At 72.8% G+C, this 17,563-nt stretch carries 13 protein-coding genes, 2 tRNA genes and 1 riboswitch; of the genes, 8 read left to right on the plus strand and 7 right to left on the minus strand.

What is annotated here, in order from left to right; genetic code table 11:
* Positions 1 to 6 precede the first annotated feature (6 nt).
* Entirely contained in the window at positions 7 to 1,608 is a 1,602-nt protein-coding gene (locus TNCT6_RS16005; RefSeq protein ID WP_141360006.1) for a metallophosphoesterase, read from the minus strand.
* 79 nt (positions 1,609 to 1,687) lie between these two features.
* Between TNCT6_RS16005 and TNCT6_RS16010 the strand changes: the two genes are divergently transcribed.
* Positions 1,688 to 2,038 (plus strand): metallopeptidase family protein, encoded by a 351-nt coding sequence (locus TNCT6_RS16010; protein WP_216372783.1) that lies wholly within the window; start codon positions 1,688 to 1,690, stop codon positions 2,036 to 2,038.
* Positions 2,039 to 2,329: 291 nt separating this feature from the next.
* Here the strand turns inward: TNCT6_RS16010 and TNCT6_RS41900 are convergent, their stop codons facing one another.
* Positions 2,330 to 2,617 carry a hypothetical protein gene (locus tag TNCT6_RS41900; protein ID WP_172632918.1) on the minus strand — a complete coding sequence of 96 codons (288 nt, stop codon included), beginning with the start codon at positions 2,615 to 2,617 and terminating at the stop codon, positions 2,330 to 2,332.
* A 242-nt stretch (positions 2,618 to 2,859) separates the two neighbouring features.
* On the opposite strand from TNCT6_RS41900, the gene TNCT6_RS16020 reads away from it, so the two are divergent.
* Together TNCT6_RS16020 and TNCT6_RS16025 are read left to right on the plus strand one after the other, a co-directional pair.
* Complete coding sequence (locus tag TNCT6_RS16020; protein WP_141360008.1) at positions 2,860 to 5,040, plus strand: DEAD/DEAH box helicase; 2,181 nt, start codon at positions 2,860 to 2,862, stop codon at positions 5,038 to 5,040.
* Positions 5,041 to 5,282: 242 nt separating this feature from the next.
* Positions 5,283 to 5,355, plus strand: a tRNA-Lys gene (locus tag TNCT6_RS16025).
* A gap of 107 nt (positions 5,356 to 5,462) precedes the next feature.
* On the opposite strand, the gene TNCT6_RS16030 is transcribed toward TNCT6_RS16025, so the two are convergent.
* Positions 5,463 to 6,218: a DUF4118 domain-containing protein gene (locus TNCT6_RS16030; RefSeq protein WP_141360009.1), complete on the minus strand. Its 756-nt coding sequence runs from the start codon at positions 6,216 to 6,218 to the stop codon at positions 5,463 to 5,465.
* A 146-nt stretch (positions 6,219 to 6,364) separates the two neighbouring features.
* Here TNCT6_RS16030 and TNCT6_RS16035 point away from each other — a divergent pair, with 146 nt between their 5' ends.
* From TNCT6_RS16035 to TNCT6_RS16055, 5 genes are all read left to right on the plus strand, one after another.
* Positions 6,365 to 8,203: an APC family permease gene (locus TNCT6_RS16035; RefSeq protein WP_141360010.1), complete on the plus strand. Its 1,839-nt coding sequence runs from the start codon at positions 6,365 to 6,367 to the stop codon at positions 8,201 to 8,203.
* 124 nt (positions 8,204 to 8,327) lie between these two features.
* The gene (locus TNCT6_RS16040; RefSeq protein ID WP_141360011.1) at positions 8,328 to 9,458 is read left to right on the plus strand and encodes a dihydrofolate reductase family protein; all 1,131 of its coding nucleotides are present in this window, start codon (positions 8,328 to 8,330) and stop codon (positions 9,456 to 9,458) included.
* A gap of 99 nt (positions 9,459 to 9,557) precedes the next feature.
* Positions 9,558 to 9,631: transfer RNA gene (locus TNCT6_RS16045), tRNA-Met, on the plus strand.
* 230 nt (positions 9,632 to 9,861) lie between these two features.
* Positions 9,862 to 10,018: riboswitch (cyclic di-AMP (ydaO/yuaA leader) on the plus strand.
* A gap of 11 nt (positions 10,019 to 10,029) precedes the next feature.
* On the plus strand, positions 10,030 to 11,088 hold the full coding sequence (locus TNCT6_RS16050; protein ID WP_141360012.1) for a M23 family metallopeptidase: 1,059 nt from the start codon (positions 10,030 to 10,032) through the stop codon (positions 11,086 to 11,088).
* Between the two features lie 116 nt (positions 11,089 to 11,204).
* Positions 11,205 to 12,149, plus strand: coding sequence for an aldo/keto reductase (locus TNCT6_RS16055; RefSeq protein ID WP_141360013.1), 945 nt, complete (start codon positions 11,205 to 11,207; stop codon positions 12,147 to 12,149).
* Between the two features lie 18 nt (positions 12,150 to 12,167).
* Here TNCT6_RS16055 and TNCT6_RS16060 read toward each other — a convergent pair whose 3' ends face one another.
* The 4 genes from TNCT6_RS16060 to TNCT6_RS16075 all read right to left on the minus strand — a co-directional run bounded on the left by TNCT6_RS16060 (position 12,168) and on the right by TNCT6_RS16075 (position 17,145).
* A complete protein-coding gene (locus TNCT6_RS16060) occupies positions 12,168 to 13,502 on the minus strand; it encodes a PrsW family intramembrane metalloprotease (protein ID WP_141366485.1) in 1,335 nt (444 codons plus the stop codon).
* A gap of 19 nt (positions 13,503 to 13,521) precedes the next feature.
* Positions 13,522 to 14,346: a tRNA (guanosine(46)-N7)-methyltransferase TrmB gene (gene trmB, locus TNCT6_RS16065; RefSeq protein WP_141360014.1), complete on the minus strand. Its 825-nt coding sequence runs from the start codon at positions 14,344 to 14,346 to the stop codon at positions 13,522 to 13,524.
* 68 nt (positions 14,347 to 14,414) lie between these two features.
* On the minus strand, positions 14,415 to 15,635 hold the full coding sequence (gene lhgO / locus TNCT6_RS16070) for an L-2-hydroxyglutarate oxidase (RefSeq protein ID WP_141360015.1): 1,221 nt from the start codon (positions 15,633 to 15,635) through the stop codon (positions 14,415 to 14,417).
* An 85-nt stretch (positions 15,636 to 15,720) separates the two neighbouring features.
* Entirely contained in the window at positions 15,721 to 17,145 is a 1,425-nt protein-coding gene (locus TNCT6_RS16075; RefSeq protein WP_141360016.1) for an MFS transporter, read from the minus strand.
* Positions 17,146 to 17,563: the final 418 nt, after the last annotated feature.

Consider the following 17,563-nt stretch of genomic DNA (forward strand, 5'->3'; position numbering starts at 1 on the left):
AACCGTTTACGAGCCGGAGGGGGAGGGCGTGGCCGGGGAGGCCGTGGAGGGGGAGGGCGCGGTCGGGGAGGGGGTGGCGCCAGGCTTGTTCTCCTCGGGCAGGTGGCGGCTGACCTCGGCCGTCGTCAGTCCCAGGCCGCCCAGCCTGATCGCGTCCCAGGCCTGGAGGCGGCGGCTGTCCCGGTCGAGGTAGAGGATCGACGCCTCGATCGGGGCCGGGTGCTTCCCCTCGACCGCGCGCAGCCCGCTGCCGCCCGTGGACCCCTCCATGCGCAGCCGCGTGCCGTACCTGAGGACCTCCGTCCCCTGGTGGTGGAGGTGGCCGCACAGCACCAGCGGCACGGTGCCGTCGGTCTCGCGGGCCGCGGACGGTTCGTGGGCGAGGGCGATGTCGACGGGGGTGCCCTTGGCCCGCTGGTCGCGCAGGGCCGAGGCCAGACGGGCGCCGGCCAGTTCCTCGGACGCGTCGGCGCCCGGCGCGCCGGAGCGGTCGGGGGTGAACTGGGGGTCGCCGATGCCGGCGAAGCGCAGGCCGGCGACGGTCTCGGCGCGGCCGTCGTCCAGGACGTGCACGTTCTTCATGCGCTCCAGGTAGCGCTGGGTGACCTTCGAGTCGTGGTTGCCGCGCACCCAGACATAGGGGACGCCCAGGTCCCCGATCGGGTCCAGGAAGCCGTTCTCCGCCGCGGAGCCGTGGTCCATCGTGTCGCCGGAGTCGACGATCACGTCCACCTTGTACTGCTCCACCAGCGAGGTGATGATCTTCCAGCTCGCCGGGTTGAGATGGATGTCGGAGACGTGCAGGACCCGGATGGTCGTCGGGTCCGGCTGGTAGGCGGGGAGCGTGGAGGTGACGTCGTAGAGCTTGGTCACGTTCGTCACCAGGCGTGCCAGTTCCTTCTGGTAGACGTCGAACTCGGTGACGATGCTGCGCGCGTTGCCGACCACCGAGGGTGCCGAGGACAGCAGTCCGGAGAACTTCGGCTCCAGCACCGACTTGGGATTCCAGGTGGCGTACGCCGTCGCCCCGGACGCCGCGAGCAGGGTCAGGGCCAGGCCGCCGGCCGCCAGGGCGCGGCGCGGGCGGCGGTAGACCGCGAGGCCGAGCGCGGTGGCGCCGGAGACGACGGCCACACAGGACCGCAGGGCCAGGTCGAGGGTGCCGTGCTCGACGTCGTGCGCCACCTCGTCCTGGAGGCCGGAGAGGCGTTCCGGGTGGTCGACCAGGGCCTGGGAGCGGGCCGGGTCGAGCTGGTCGACGTTCACGTCGAGGCGGACGGGGGCGATGTGGCTGTCCAGTTCCAGGGAGCCCAGCGGAGAGACGTTGATCTTCGTGCCGCCGGTCAGGGACGGGCGCAGGGTCATCGTGGTGTTCATGGGGCCGACCGGTGCCCGTACGTTGCCGACGACGAGCAGCCCCAGCCAGGCGCCGACCAGGACGACGGCCACCAGTCCGGCGGCGCGCGCCCAGGGGCGAGGCTCCTGCGCCAGGGAGAGGTCCGGCCGTTGACGGGTCGATCGGCGGCGGAGTGTGACGGCGTGCACCGCCTTACGTATGCCGCGGAGGGGGTGGGGGCGGTTCGGGTCTGGGAGGGCGACGCGGGGCATTGGGCGCGTATGCCCATGCCCGACACCCGATATGCCCGTGCGTGGCATGGTCGCGCGGGTGGTGCCGGACAATGACCGTGTGCTGGAGATGACGCGCGAGGAGTTCGAGGAACTGGTGGCCGAGGCCCTCGACCGGATTCCGCCGGAGCTGACGCGGCTGATGGACAACGTCGCGGTGTTCGTCGAGGACGAGCCGCCCGCCGACGATCCCGAGTTGCTCGGGCTGTACGAGGGGACCCCGCTGACGGAGCGCGGCGAGTGGTACGCGGGGGTGCTGCCGGACCGGATCACGATCTACCGCGGGCCGACGCTGCGCATGTGCGGGACGCGGGAGGACGTGGTCGCGGAGACGGAGGTGACGGTGGTTCACGAGATCGCCCACCACTTCGGGATCGACGACGAACGTCTGCACGCGCTGGGGTACGGCTGACCCTCGCCGGACGCGGTCGCGTGTCCTCCGGCGGGTGAACGGAGTTGGACAGGGTGACTTCTTCTCCCGGAGGTGGCTGCCCGTGCGCCCCTTGTTCGTATCCGTCCGTCTCGCCGCCGTGGTCGCGGCCGTCACCGCCGCCGCCGGCTGCGTGAGCGTGGGGGAGGACGCCGGCTCGGTCAGGCCGTCGCACTCCGCCGGGGACCGGGGCGGCCGGGCCCCGGGCGGGGAGGGCGCGGTGTCCGGCGGTGACGCGGGCCGTGCGGGTGGCGGCGGGGACGGCAAGCGTGGTCACGGGGGGAAGGGGAAGCCCGGCGAGTCGCCGTCCGCGTCGGTGTCGTCGTCGGGCGAGCCCGGCGCGTCGGCGGCGCCGGGCACGGGCGGGTCGCCGCCGAAGGCGGGCGAGCCGACGCCGAGCGAGGCGGTGCCGGTGCCCCCGCAGACGTCCGCCGCGCCCGAGCAGCCGCCGGCCTCGCCACCCGCTCCGCCGGCGTCCTCGGATCCGCCGTCGGCCGAGCCGTCGCCCTCGGCGCACGACGGCACGGGGTCGCAGCTGGAGAAGCGGGAACGCCCGTACAAGCCGGGCCGGCACCCGCACCGGACGAGCGGCTGACCTGCGGCGGCCCCGCCGGTTTGCCTTCGGGGGTGCAAGGTGCGTATGGTGGTAGATCGTTTGATCCCATTTGCCCGGCGCCCACGCAGAGCGCGCCGTGTGGCGCGTACTCTCCTTTGCCGTGGCGGACCGCATCGAGGCGGTCGTGGCGCGAATCACGGAGTTGACGGGCGCGTGCCGACGAGACTCCGGAAGGTTTCGCATTCGTATGTCCATTGCCACTGATCACGTCGTCGTGCCCGAGAACGCCGACGACGCTCCCGAGAACCACGAGGCCCCGGAGATCACCTTCGCGGACCTCGGCCTGCCCGAGGGCGTCGTCCGCAAGCTCGCGCAGAACGGCGTGACCACGCCTTTCCCGATCCAGGCCGCGACCATCCCGGACGCCCTGGCCGGGAAGGACATCCTGGGCCGGGGCCGCACCGGCTCCGGCAAGACCCTCTCCTTCGGTCTGCCGACCCTGGCCACGCTGGCCGGCGGCCGCACCGAGCGGAAGCGGCCGCGGGCCGTCATCCTCACCCCGACCCGTGAGCTGGCCATGCAGGTGGCCGACGCCCTCCAGCCCTACGGCGACGTGGTCGGCCTGAGGATGAAGGTCGTCTGCGGCGGCACCTCCATGGGCAACCAGATCTACGCCCTGGAGAAGGGCGTCGACATCCTGGTCGCCACGCCGGGCCGTCTGCGCGACATCATCAACCGCGGCGCCTGCTCCCTGGAGGATGTGCAGATCGCGGTCCTGGACGAGGCCGACCAGATGTCCGACCTGGGCTTCATGCCCGAGGTCACCGAGCTGCTGGACCAGGTTCCGGCGGGCGGTCAGCGGATGCTGTTCTCCGCGACGATGGAGAACGAGATCAAGACCCTCGTCGACCGGTACCTGACCGACCCCGTCAGCCACGAGGTCGACGCGGCGCAGGGCGCGGTGACGACCATGTCCCACCACATCCTGATCGTGAAGCCCAAGGACAAGGCGCCGGTCACCGCTGCCATCGCCTCCCGCAAGGGCCGCACCATCATCTTCGTGCGCACCCAGCTGGGCGCCGACCGCGTGGCCGAGCAGCTGCGCGAGGCCGGTGCGAAGGCCGAGGCGCTGCACGGCGGCATGACCCAGGGCGCCCGTACCCGCACCCTGGCCGACTTCAAGGACGGTTACGTCAACGTCCTGGTCGCCACCGACGTCGCCGCCCGCGGTATCCACGTCGACGGCATCGACCTGGTGCTGAACGTCGACCCGGCCGGCGATCACAAGGACTATCTGCACCGGGCCGGCCGTACGGCCCGCGCGGGCCGTACGGGCACGGTGGTCTCGCTGTCCCTGCCGCATCAGCGGCGTCAGATCTTCCGCCTGATGGAGGACGCGGGCGTCGACGCCTCGCGCCACATCATCCAGGGCGGCGCGGCCTTCGACCCGGAGGTCGCCGAGATCACCGGCGCCCGGTCGATGACCGAGGTGCAGGCCGAGTCCGCGGGCACCGCGGCCCAGCTGGCCGAGCGCGAGGTCACTCACCTCGCCAAGCAGCTGGAGCGCGCGCAGCGGCGTGCGGCCGAGCTGCGGGAGGAGGCCGACCGGCTGGTCGCCCGGCTCGCCCGCGAGCGCGGCGAGACCGTGACGTCCGAGGGCTCGGTCGAGGTGGCCGAGGAGCAGGCGGTGGCCGAGGTGTCGGTGCCGGAGCAGCCGGCGGCCCGGGACATCGAACGCATCGACCGGGAAGAGGGCGCGGAGCGCGAGGAGCGTTCGGCGGCCCCGTCGTCGTACGACCGGCGTGAGCGGCGCGAGGACCGTGGCGGTTTCCAGCGTGACCGGGACCGTGCGCCCCGTTCCTTCGACCGTCGTGACGACCGTGGCTCGTTCGACCGCCGTGACGACCGTGGCGGCTTCAACCGGGACCGTGACCGGGACCGCGGGGACCGGGGCGGCTTCCGCCGTGACGACCGGGGCGACCGCGGCGACCGCGGTGGCCGTTCGTTCGACCGTCGTGACGACCGTGGCTCGTTCGACCGCCGTGACGACCGTGGCGGCTTCCGTCGTGACGACCGTCGTGACGACCGCGGCGGCCGTTCCTTCGAGCGGCGCGAGGACCGTGGCGGTTTCCAGCGTGACCGGGACCGTGCGCCCCGTTCCTTCGACCGTCGTGACGACCGTGGCTCGTTCGACCGCCGTGACGACCGTGGCGGCTTCCGCCGTGACGACCGCCCGGCCCGGCGTGACGAGCGTGGCGGGCACCGCGGCAGCGACCGCCCGTTCAACCGCGACCGCCAGGGCGACCGCCCCGGCTTCCGCTCCGGCGGCCACGAGCGCCCCTACGGCCGCCGTGACGACCACCGTGGAGGCGGCGGCGGTTCCTTCGGCCGCCGCGACGACAAGCCGCGCTGGAAGCGCAACGGCTGACGCCGGCTGAACCCACCCCGCGGGGCCCGTACGACTCCTGTCGTACGGGCCCCGCGGTTTTTGACCACCTACGCCTCGCTGACCACGGCGGGTCCGGCGGCGGTCACCGTTTCGACCCCCGTCCGGACGGGCGGTGTGCGGGGCGGTCACCGCCGATCACGCCGAACTTCCGGCCGGGCACGCCGGATACCCGATCGGCGACGGGCCCTCCTCCCGCTATGCTCGGGTAGGCAACATCGCCTGGGCCCTTAGCTCAATTGGCAGAGCAGTGGACTTTTAATCCATTGGTTGTGGGTTCGAGTCCCACAGGGCCTACGGCCGCAGGAGGAGGGCAGTCCCCTCCGACCTGCTTCGCAGCGCCCGGTTCGGCTTCGGTCGGTCCGGGCGCTGCGGCGTTTTCACGGCCCGGGGCGCGGCGTGGGTCAGGCTGTGGGCCTTGGGGTTCTCCAGGTGGTCTGGAGGGCGGCGCCCACCTGGTCGGCCAGGGTGACGGCGACCAGGCGGGCCTCCAGCGGCGGGGTGTGACCGGGGGTCGGGCGGAGGAGGAAGCGGCCGTGGAAGTGGCCGCCCGCGAGGACGCGCAGTTCGATGTCCTGGTCGGGCATGCCGAGTCGGTCGACGTCCCACGTTCTGCGCCCGAGGGTGAGGGAGCCGTCGGGTTCCAGGCGGGGGGCGTGGCCGAGCAGGGTGCCGTACTCGAAGCGGCAGTCGCTCAGGTGGAGCAGGCCGACGAGTTGCGCGCGCACGGCCTCCACCACCGCGTCGGGTGAGGTCGCCTCCCTGGCCAGCTGGGCCGCGTGGTGGATCTGGGCGAGGTAGTCGGCGTCGGTGATGGTGACGACTTCCAGGCGCCGGGCGCGGGCCGCCAGTTGGGAGACGGTCAGGGCGACGGCGAGCAGCACGACGGCGGTGGTGACGTCGGCGGTGCTCGTGATCGTGAGCCGCTGGTAGGGGACGGTGAAGAAGAAGTCGAACCAGACGGCCGCGGACACAGCGGCGAGGACGCCGGCCGTCCGGTTGCCGAGGGCCGCCGCCGCGACGACGACCACGACGAGGACGAGGGCGACGACGGTGTTGGCCAGGCCTGCGCGGAAGGGCAGCAGCACCGCGCTGACCGCGAGCGGTGCCATGAGGGCGGCGACGATCGCGAGGGGTCCTCTGACGAGGTGGACGGACATCGTGGGCACCTCCTGCCTGCCTCTTCCGGTGTAGCAGGACGAGAGTGACCTGGGACGACCTTTAACGCCTCTCTTGCGCCGTATTCGGTGGTTTGCGCGGGATCCTGCCTCTGAGGTTCCGAAGGCGACGTGAGGGCGGTGGAGCCGTGGGCGCGAGGGCCGAGGACGCGGGTCGGCGGCGTGCCGCCGGGCGGGCCGTGGGGAGACGGCAGGAGCGGGACCGGCTGACGGTGCCGCAGGGGCTGGCCGCGCTGTCCCTGGACGCTCTCGCCTCGGTGGCCTACGGGCCGGAGGCGATCGTGGTGGTGCTGGCGGTGGCCGGCAGTCAGGGCCTGGGTTTCACCCTGCCGGTCACGCTGGCGATCGTGGTGCTGCTGGCGGCGCTGACGTTCTCCTACCGGCAGGTGATCGCCGCGTTCCCGAACGGGGGCGGCGCGTACGCGGTCGCGGGGCGCCATCTGGGCCGGCGGCTCAGCCTGGTCGCCGCGGCCTCGCTGATCATCGACTACGTGCTGAACGTGGCGGTGTCGGTCTCCGCCGGCGTGGCCGCGCTCACCTCCGCCTTCCCCGCCCTGTACGGCGACCGGGTGCCGCTGTGCGTGATCGTGCTGGGGCTGATCACGGCGGTCAACCTCTACGGGGTCGCCGAGTCCGCCAAGGTGATGATCGCTCCCACCGTGGTGTTCGTCGCGGCGATCGCCGCCGTCGTCGTGGCCGGGCTGGTGCGCCGGACACCGGTGGTCCCGCCCGTCCATCCGACGGCCTCGGCCGTCTCCGCGGTCGGAGTCCTGCTGCTGATGCGGGCGTTCGCCTCGGGCTGCTCGGCACTCACCGGTGTGGAGGCCATCGCGAACGCCGTCCCCACCTTCCGCACCCCGAGGGCCCGGCGGGCGCAGCGCACCGAGGTCGCGCTCGGCGCGCTGCTCGGGGCCATGCTCATCGGGCTGTCGCTGCTCATCGGCAAGTTCCATGTCGCACCGAGCGGTACCAAGACCGTCCTGGCGCAGCTCACCGAGGCGTCCCTGGGCCACAACGCGGGCTTCTACGTGGTGCAGTTCGCCACCATGACGCTGCTCGCGCTCGCGGCCAACACCTCCTTCGGCGGCATGCCCGTCCTGGCCTCCCTGCTGGCCCGCGACAACCATCTGCCGCACGTCTTCGGGCTGCGCGCCGACCGGCAGGTCTACCGCTACGGCGTCGTCGTGCTCGCCGCCGCCGCCCTGGTCCTGCTGGTCGTGGCCGAGGGCGACACCCAGAAACTGGTGCCGGTCTTCGCCATCGGCGTGTTCATCGGGTTCACCCTCTCCCAGGCCGGCATGGTCCGGCACTGGCACCTGGACCGGGGCTCCGGATGGCGGTGGCGGGCGGCCGTCAACGGCCTCGGGGCACTGCTGACCTTCGCGGCCCTGGTCATCGAGCTGGTGTCGAAGTTCGGCGAGGGCGGCTGGCTGGTCTTCGCCGCGGTCGCGGTCCTGGTGGCCGTGTTCGAGTCGGTGCACCGCACGTACCGGCGTATCGGCGCGGCCCTGCACCTCGGCGAAGTCCCCGCACGGCCGGAGCCGTGCCACACGGTCGTCGTCGTTCCCGTCGGCGCCGTGAACCTGCTCACCAGTGAGGCCATCAGCGCCGCGCTGTCACTGGGCGACGAGGTCCGCGCCGTCACCGTCGTGCACCCCGAGGACCGTGACGCCCGCTCCGCCGACGAGGTCCACGCGGCCTGGAACGCCTGGCGGCCCGGTGTCCCCCTCACCGTGCTGCACAGCCGCACCCGTTCCCTGACCCGGCCCTTCGTCGACCATCTGCGCGCGCTGGCCGCCCAGGAGCGGCAGGACCGGATCGTGGTCCTCATCCCGGAGATGCACCTGCCCAGGCCCTGGCAGCGGCTTCTGCAGAACCAGCGCGGTGCCGTCCTGGACCGCGCCGTCCGCCGTCACACCGATGCCGTCATCTGCCGCCTCCGGTTCCGCATCCACCTCGGTCACTGACCCTCACCGGCCGGCGGCGGCCCACCCGCTCCGCGTGCGCGGCTCCGCCACGGTGGGGCCCCGCCCGCGATCGGCGGGGTCGGTCACACTGGGAGCCAGTCCGCCGCCGAGAGAGAGGGCGTCGATGCCCCACCCGTACGTCCTGCTGTCCGCCGCCGTCTCGCTCGACGGCTACCTGGACGACACCGGTCCCGAGCGCCTGCTGCTCTCCAGTCCCGCCGACTTCGACCGGGTCGACGAGGTGCGGGCGTCGGCCGACGCGATTTTGATCGGCGCCGGCACCCTGCGGGCCGACAACCCGCGGCTGCTGGTGAACTCCCCGGAGCGCCGGGCCGCCCGCTGTGCCGCCGGGAAGCCGGAGTACCCGCTGAAGGTCGCGGTCAGCGCCTCCGGCGAGCTGGACCCCGGGGCGCCCTTCTGGCACACCGGCGGCGAGAAGGTCCTCTACACGACCGACGAGGGCGCGCTGAGGCTGCGGCGTACGGGCCTGGCCGCCGATGTCGTGCCGCTGGGCGCCGAACTCGGCTGGCCCCGGCTGCTCGAGCACCTGCACGACGTGCGCGGGGTGCGCCGGCTCATGGTCGAGGGCGGCGGGACCGTCCACACACAACTGCTCCAGCAGCAGCTCGCGGACGAGGTGCAGCTCGTGCTCGCCCCGCTGTTCGTGGGGGACGCGGACGCGCCCCGGCTGTTCGGGCCCGGGACCTACCAGGGCGGGCGGCTGCGGCTGGTGGAGACGAGGACCATCGAGGACGTCGTCCTCGTGCGTTACGAGCCCACCGCTCCCGGCACCGCCGGCCGCGCCGTGCCCGCGGACCGGCACTGGCTCCGGCTCGCCTGCGAGCTGGCGGCCCAGTGCCCGCCGTCCCGGACCGCGTTCAGCGTGGGCGCCGTGGTGGTCGCCGCCGACGGGACCGAACTCGCCCGCGGGTACTCGCGGGAGGGCGGCGACCCGGTCGTGCACGCGGAGGAGGCGGCGCTGGCCAAGGTCGACCCGGCGGATCCGCGGCTGCCGGACGCCACGGTGTACAGCAGCCTGGAACCGTGCGCCCGCCGCGCCTCCCGGCCGCGTCCGTGCGCCCGGCTGATTCTGGACGCCGGGGTGCGACGGGTGGTGACGGCGTGGCGGGAGCCGGACACGTTCGTCGAGGGCGCCGACGGGACCGGGGTGCTGGTGGCGGGTGGCGCGGACGTCGTCGTGGTGCCGGAGTTCGAGGAGCGGGCCAGGGAGCCGAACCGTCATCTGCTCGGCTGAGCGGGGCCTCGCCGTACGCCCGGGAACCGTGTGACGGGCGGTGGAAGGTGAGGTGGGTGCGAGCAGCCTTCCGGATGGCATATACTGGTGACACAACGACGCGGGGTGGAGCAGCTCGGTAGCTCGCTGGGCTCATAACCCAGAGGTCGCAGGTTCAAATCCTGTCCCCGCTACTGAAGGCTCAGGGCCGGAATCCGATCAATGGATTCCGGCCCTGAGTGTTTCCCGGACACACGGCTCTCCTCCGCGATGCGGTCAACTCGCCCGGTTTTCGGTGGTCATGGGCCGGAAGGTCGCGCCGGAAGGTTTAGCGATCAAGCCGAACGGCTTGGAATCCGAGCCCCGAGTCTATTAACGTTCGATAACGCAGCACGGTCGTCCCAGCCGTCACAAGAGGCGGCTCCGTGCGCGCACGCCGAATCCCGCAAGGGAACCGGGGAACCACCAACTTGGGGTGAATCGCGCGTAACCGCCGTGTACGCATGGCTTGTTTACGCGCGTAGGAGACCTTCCCGCTCCGAACCCGTCAGCTAACCCGGTAGGCGAGACGGAAGGAAAGGAGTGCGCCTTCGTGGCGTCCAACCCGCCTGCCCCGGAAGCCCCGTTCGCGCCGAGCCGGCAGCACGGAGAGACCTTCGGTTACGACAGCCGCCGCGCCGACGAGGGGCCCTGGGAGGAGTGGAACCCCACCGCGGAGTCCATCCGTCCCGTGCGCGGCCGGCACCGTGTCGCCAAGCAGCGCGGCGGCGGACTCGCCCGCAGCTCCACCGTTCTCGGTGTCGGCGTCATCGCCGCCGTCGGCGCGGGCGGCATGGCGAGCGCCAACAGCGGCAAGCCGCCGGTGTCCATCTCGCTGCCCGACCTGCCCTCCGTGGGCTCCCTGTTCGACGACTCCTCCAACGCCGCCCCCGTGGGCTCGGCGACGGCGCTCAGCGGCGTCGGCGTGACCGCCGCCGAGGCCGAGGAGGGCACCTCGGACGCCGGCGAGGTGCTGCGCAACCGGATCATGGCGCAGGCCGAGCAGCAGCAGGTCCAGATCGAGGCCAAGGCCCAGGCTGATGCCGAGGCCGCCGTCGCCAAGAAGGCCGCCCAGGAGGCGGCGAAGGCGCGGGAGACGGCCGAGGCCAAGGCCGCCGCCGAGAAGAAGAAGGCGGAGGAGGAGGCCAAGCGGAAGGCCGAGGAGGCCGCGCGGAAGGCCGAGGAGGCCCGGCTGGCCGAGCTGGCCAAGCAGTACGCGCTGCCCACCTCCTCGTACACGCTCACCTCCACCTTCGGCCAGGCCGGTTCCATGTGGTCCTCCGGCTACCACACCGGCCTCGACTTCGCCGCGCCCACGGGCACCCTGCTCAAGGCGATCCACACCGGCACCATCACCGAGGCCGGCTGGGCCGGCTCCTACGGCTACCGCACGATCCTCACTCTCGAGGACGGCACCGAGCTGTGGTACTGCCACCAGTCGTCGATCAGCGTCAGCGTCGGCCAGAAGGTCAGCACGGGCGACGTGATCGGCCGCGTGGGCGCCACCGGCAACGTCACCGGGCCCCACCTCCACCTGGAGGTCCACCCGGGCGGCGAGTCCACCGGAGTCGACCCGATGGCGTGGCTGCGCGGCAAGGGCATCAACCCCTGACGAACATGGACCGGTCTCACCCTTGACGAGCCTGTGAGGCCGGTTTGCGCAACCTTTGCGGCCGGATGCGGCCCGGTCCGGAATGGGCCGCTCCGGCGCGGTTGTTGATGTTGGACATGACTTCTCTACGCAAACTGGGTTCGTCCGACCTCGAGGTCTTCCCGCTCGCCCTCGGCGGCAACGTCTTCGGCTGGACCGCCGACCAGGAGCAGTCCTTCGCCGTCCTCGACGCCTACACGGCCGCCGGAGGCAACTTCGTCGACACCGCCGACTCCTACTCCGCGTGGGTGGAGGGCAACCAGGGCGGCGAGTCCGAGACGATCATCGGCAAGTGGATCAAGGAGCGCGGCAACCGCTCCGATGTCGTCATCGCCACCAAGGTCAGCCAGCACCCCGACCACCGGGGTCTGAGCGCCGCCAACATCAAGGCCGCGGCCGACGCCTCCCTCAAGCGCCTGGGCACGGACCACATCGACCTGTACTACACGCACTTCGACCAGCCGGAAGTCCCCGTCGAGGAGATCATCGGCGTGCTCGACGAGCTGGTCAGGGCGGGCAAGGTGCGGCACATCGCCGCCTCCAACATCTCCGCCGAGCGACTCCGGGAGTCCCTGGACTTCTCCGACCGCGAGGGCCTGGCCCGCTACGTGGCGCTCCAGCCGCACTACAACCTCGTCTCGCGCGACACCTACGAGGGCGGGCTGGAGAACGTCGCCGAGCGGTCCGGCCTGGCCGCCGTTCCGTACTACGCGCTCGCCTCCGGCTTCCTGACCGGCAAGTACCGGCCCGGTGCGACGGTGGACAGCGCGCGGGCGCAGGGCGCGGCCAAGCACCTCGAGACCGAGCGCGGCCAGAAGGTCCTCACGGCCCTGGACGAGGTCGCCCGCGCCCATGACGCCGAGGTCGCCACGGTGGCCCTGGCGTGGCTCGCCGCGCAGCCGACGGTGACCGCCCCGATCGCCTCGGCGCGGACGGTGGAGCAGCTCCCGGCACTGCTCGGGGTCGCGGAGCTGCGGCTGACGGAGGAGGAGCTCGGGAAGCTGACGCGGGCGTCGGCGTAACGCCCTTCCCCCGGGCCGCTACGGCTGGGTCCGGTACGGGTTGTACGAGGGATACGGCGCCGCCGGTCCGTACGACCCGTACCCCAGCGGCTGCGGGTGCACCCCGTACACCCCGTGGCCCGGCCAGGCCGGCGCGGCCATGGGCGTTGTCATCCTGGCCGCGTGGTCCAGAGCGGGTTGCGCCACCTCCCGCCTGCGCCACAGCTCGTGCAGCAGCTCCCGCTCCCGTACGGCGAAGCCGGCGCCGGTCCGCCCCAGACGCCCGCGGTGCCGGAGGAACGCCAGCGAGGTCGCGTACGCCTCGTACTGGGCGACCGTGCGCGCCGCCGTCCTGCCGAGGTGGCGCCGGGCGTGGTCGCGGGCCCGTCTGCGCGCCCGCATGGAGGCCAGGGCGAACGGTTCGGCCGGGGTGAGCCATCCGGCGGCGGTGTACGCGGGCAGCTCCTCGCGCACGGTCCTCAGCTCGCGCTGCCGGGTCCAGACGACCAGCCAGGTCAGCAGCCCGAACGCGGGCACCATGAAGGCGGCGTACACCGCGAAGAAGCCGTACTCGCCGAAGGTCGCCGAGCCGTTCCACAGGGCGTGCATGCCCATCGCGAGCAGCAGCCCGGCCGGCGGCGGGAGCAGGCGGCGCAGGCGGCGGTTCCCGGACATCGCGGCGATACCGAAGCCGATGCCGGTGAGCACGGTGAACATCGGGTGCGCGAACGGCGACATGATGACGCGGACGAAGAAGGTCGCCGCGGTGACGGAGGCGATGCCCCGGTCACCGGTGAGCTGGTCGGTGCCGAAGGCGTTGCCGAGGTAGAGGATGTTCTCGGTGAACGCGAAGCCGGTCGCGGTCACCCCGGCGATGACGACCCCGTCGACGATGCCGGTGAAGTCGCGTCTGCGGAAGAGGAAGACCAGCAGGACGGCGGCGGCCTTCGCGGACTCCTCCACGACCGGCGCTATCACGGTCGCGCCCAGGGTGTCCGCGCCCGCGGGATCGGCGGTCGCCGTGGCGATCCAGTGGGTGGCGAAGCTGTTGGCGACGATCGCGATCAGGGCCGCCGCGCAGGCACCCCAGGCGAAGGCGAACACCAGGTTCCGCCAGGGGCCGGGCTCGACCCGGTCCAGCCAGCGGAAGGCGGCCGTCAGCAGCGGTACGGGCAGCACCGCGAGCCCGAGCCCGACGAGGAACCCCTCGGTGCCGGTCTGCCGGCGCACGAGGGCGAGGATGACCAGCCCGGAGAGGGCGAGCAGGGTGACGAGGGCGCCGTACCTGACCCATCGCCGCTGCCACCAGTGCGCGTGGCGGGACATGCCGCCGGGAGCGCCGGGAGGTGTCGGGTACGGGGGGCAGGTGACCACGGCATCGGCCCTCACGAGGTCACCTGGGCACGCGGCGGAAGAGCAGATCGTTCACCACATGACCCTTCTCCAGTCCCTGGCCCTCGAAACGGGTCAGCGGCCGGAAGCCGGGACGTGGCGCGAAACCGCCGTCGGCCTGGGTGTTCTCGAAGTCCGGGTGTGCCGTCAGCACGTCGAGCATCTGCTGCGCGTACGGCTCCCAGTCCGTCGCGCAGTGCACGACCGCTCCGGGCCTGAGCCGGGCGGCGGCCAGCGTCAGGAACTCCGGCTGGATCAGCCGCCGCTTGTGGTGCCGCTTCTTCGGCCAGGGGTCGGGGAAGTAGACGCGCAGCCCGTCGAGGCTGTCGGGGGCGAGCATCTCGCGCAGCAGGATGATGGCGTCGCCGTTGCCGACGCGGACGTTGCCGAGTCCGTGCCGGTCGGCGAGGCTCAGCAGGTTGCCCTGGCCCGGGGTGTGCACGTCGACGGCGAGGATGTTGGTGTCCGGGTCCTCGGCCGCCATCCGGGCGGTGGCCTCGCCCATCCCGAAGCCGATCTCCAGCACGACCGGGCGCGTGTTCCCGAACAGCTCGGCGAGGTCGATCACCCGCTGCCCGTCGATGTCCAGCCCCCAGGCCGGCCACAGCCGCTGCAACGCGTCCGCCTGTCCCGCGGTCACCCGGCTCCGGCGCGGCTGGAAGCTGCGGATCCGCCGCTCGAAGTGCGAGCCGGCCGGATCGGCCTTGGGCCCGTCGGGGAAACGCGGCTCCCCCTTGGCCCGGGTGTGCCGCACGGACACGCCGGGCGTGTGCCGGGGCAGCTCACCGGGGGCGGGAGCCTGGGGGGTGTTCAGCGAGTCAGTCACAGTGGGAACGATTTTACGTGGGGCCGGCACGAACCGGCCCTCAAGGCCGACGGGACCCGGCGCGCCCTTCATGCCGACGCCAGGACGGCCAGGGCCCTCCTCGCCACCTCGCGCCCGATCGGCAGCGAGGCGGTCGCCGCGGGACTGGGCGCGTTGAGCACGTGCACCGTCCGGGCGCCCTCCCGGATCAGGAAGTCGTCCACCAGCGTGCCGTCCCGCAGGACGGCCTGCGCCCGCACCCCGGCGGCGGCCGGCACCAGGTCCTCCTCCCGCACCCCCGGCATCAGCCGGCGCACCGCCTGCGTGAAGGCGCCCTTCGACACCGACCGCCGCAGCTCCCCGGCCCCGTACCGCCAGTGCCGGCGGGCGATCCGCCACGACCCGGGCCAGCCCAACGTCCCCGCCAGCTCCCGCGGCCGTACGACCCCCCATCCGTAGCCCTCGCGGGCCAGCGCCGGCACCGCGTTGGGCCCGATGTGCACACCGCCGTCGACCCCGCGGGTGAGATGCACGCCGAGGAAGGGGAACGCCGGGTCGGGCACCGGATACACCAGTCCCCGCACCAGCTCCGGCCGCGCCAGCTCGTAGTACTCCCCGCGGAACGGCACGATCCGCACCCCGGGCTCGTCCCCGGTCAGCCGCGCCACCTCGTCGCAGTACAGCCCCGCGCAGTTGACCAGCACGCGCGCGCGGACGACGTCACCGCGCTCCGTCAGGACGGCCGCCCCCAGCTCCGGGCGCCGGTCCACCCGCACCACCCGGGCCCCGTACCGGATCTCCGCGCCGGACGCCTCCGCCAGCTGCCGGGCCACCGCCGTGAAGTCGCAGATCCCCGTCGTCCCCACGTGGATCGCGGCCAGTCCGCGGATCTCCGGCTCGTACTCCTCGATCTGCGCGGGGCCCAGCTCGCGCACCGGAATGCCGTTCTCCCGGCCGCGCTGCACCAGTGCGTGCAGCCGGGGCAGCTCCTCCCGCCCGGTCGCCACGATCAGCTTGCCGGTCACCTCGTGCGCGATGCCGTACTCCGCGCAGAACTTGACCATCTCGGCGGCGCCCCCCGCCGCGTACCGCGCCTTCAGCGAGCCCGGCCGGTAGTAGATCCCGCTGTGGATCACCCCGCTGTTGCGTCCCGTCTGGTGCCGGGCCGGGCCCTGCTCCTTCTCCAGCACGGTCACGCGCGTGCCCGGCGCGGCGCGCGTGATCGCGTACGCCGTCGACAGGCCGACGATGCCACCTCCGATCACCAGCACGTCGCAGTCGTAAGCGATGTCCGGCCGCACCTGCTCCACCTCCCGCCTCGATAGTGCACTGCGCCACTGACAATGCCCTCGAACCGGCGGGACCGCGCGGCCGGGGTGCCCGGCCGGGCGGGGTTCAGGCCGGGGCCATCAGCAGCGGGCGGGCCCGCTCGCGCAGCTCGACCACGCGCGGCTCGTCGCGGTAGGGCTCGAGCCGGTGCAGGAGGTCCTTGACGTACTCCGTGGTGCGCGCGGAGGAGATCCGCCCGGCGACCTCCACGGCCCGCACGCCCTGCTCGCAGGCCGCGTCCAGATTGCCGGACTCCAGTTCGGCGACGGCCGAGACGACCAGTCTGAGGCCGTGCGAGCGGACGAACTCCTCCGTCGGCTTGGACAGCGCCTGCTCGGTGAAGCGGCGGACCTGGCGGGGTGCCTTCAGGTCCCGGTAGCACTCGGCGGCGTCGGCGGCGAACCGGTCGTAGCCGTAGAAGCCGAGCCAGGACGGGTCGTTGTCCCCGTCGCGGGACCGCTCCAGCCAGCCCTCGGCCGCCTTCAGGGCGGCGCCGGCCGCCTGGGCGTCGCCCGCGCGCGCGTGGGCGCGTGCCTCGACGAGCCGGAAGAAGCTCATGGTGCGGGCCGTGGCCAGGCCCCGGTTGCGCTCCAGGGCGGCCTGCGCGAGGTCGACGCCCTCGTCGCCGAAGCCGCGGTAGGTCGCCTGGAGGGACATGGAGGCCAGGACGTAGCCCCCGAGGGGCACGTCGGCGGCGGCACGGGCCAGGCGCAGCGCCTGGATGTAGTAGCGCTGTGCGGCCTCCTGCTGGCCGGTGTCGAAGGCCATCCAGCCCGCGAGCCGGGTCAGTTCGGCCGAGGCGCCGAACAGCGCCCTGCCGACCTCGTCGGAGTACGAGGCGAGCAGCAGCGGCGCCGCCTCCACACGTAAGCACTCCGGCACCATCGACGAACGCCAGTCGCCGCCTCCGTACTTGGAGTCCCAGCGCCTGGCGTCCTCGGCGGCCTCCCGCAGCTTCCGCACATCGCTGTGGCCGACTTTGATCGGTGCGCCGGAGGCCTCCGCAGGGCCCGCCTCGCGCGCCACCGAACTGTCGGCCGGGGTTATCAGCCAGCGCGAGGCGGGCGTTGCGTATGCGCTCACTGCGAACGATCCGGCGAGCGACTGCCAGATGCCGCCGGAGCCGGCCCGGCGGCCGGCGAGGTCGAGCCGGTACAGCTCCGTCGCCGACTTCACCGCCTGGCCCACGTCCCTGGGGAAGGCGAGGCCCACCTCGGGTGCGGGATCCGCGTCCGCCAGGCCGATCTCGTGGAGCGGCACCGGGCGGCCGAGCTTCTGCCCGATGGCGGCGGCGATGAGGTGCGGTGCCGCACCCTGCGGCACCATCCCCTTCGAAACCCAGCGCGCCACCGAGGTCTTGTCGTAGCGAAGTGTCAACCCGCGCTGGGCGCCGAGGTCGTTGACGCGCCGCGCGAGTCCTGCGTTGCTGATTCCCGCGAGGGCGAGAACGGCGCCGAGCTTTTCGTTCGGCCCGCGTTGCTCCCTGGACATGCGCCACCCCTCGACACAGACGGCTGCCGCGCTGGCATAACCACGCGGCATTCGTAAACCCAGCGTAGTTCGCCGCATCCCAAGCGTTAAGGGGCATTCTTCCGGATGGCGGGATTGTGGCCCGCACGGAAGTGCGGTCCCTGCACGCAGGGTTGCGGCGTGCCCCCGATGTGTGGCCGTGCGCCCGTCCGTGCGCTCTTCTCCGGCCACCGGGGGAGCGGTTCCATGGTCCCGCGTGGGTCGGCCCGCTGTACTGGATCCAGTGGGCTGGGGGACACCGCCGCCTTCATCCCCGCGGGTGGCGGAACGGTCCGGGGGGCGAACTCCGCCTCCCGGACCGCGTGTTGTCTGCGCGGCGCGCAGAGCGAGTACGGAGCGTGCGCACACGTGTCCCCATGGCGCGGAATTGGCCGAAAAT

Source organism: Streptomyces sp. 6-11-2 (genome assembly GCF_006540305.1).
Taxonomy (GTDB): domain Bacteria; phylum Actinomycetota; class Actinomycetes; order Streptomycetales; family Streptomycetaceae; genus Streptomyces.